The following is a 243-nucleotide window of genomic DNA, read 5'->3' as shown; positions in this document are numbered from 1 at the left end:
CTTCGACGACGCATGGCGGCAGGCGGAGGTGCTCGCGAGGGTGAGCATCTTCCCCGACCACCTCAAGAACAAGCCGCACGAGATCCTCGCCACCATCGTCACCGGCGCCGAGCTCGGGCTGTCGCCGATGCAGAGCGTGCGCGACATCGTCGTCGTCAAGGGCAAGGGCTTCATCCAGTCGAAGCTCAAGGTCGCGCTGGTGAAGCAGGCCTGCGACACGTCGCGCGGCGAGTTCTTCCGTAT

1 protein-coding gene is annotated in these 243 nt (G+C 65.4%); it reads left to right on the top strand.

Annotated features, from left to right (window positions below):
• Positions 1-243, top strand: a 243-nt coding sequence (locus NCS00_RS33265; protein WP_502801624.1) for a hypothetical protein, incomplete at both ends; no start/stop codon positions are given.

Source organism: Caballeronia sp. AZ1_KS37, from assembly GCF_023631165.1.
Taxonomy (GTDB): domain Bacteria; phylum Pseudomonadota; class Gammaproteobacteria; order Burkholderiales; family Burkholderiaceae; genus Caballeronia; species Caballeronia zhejiangensis.
Note: the sequence above shows the minus strand (reverse complement) of the source record. Positions and strands in the feature narration are given on the sequence as shown.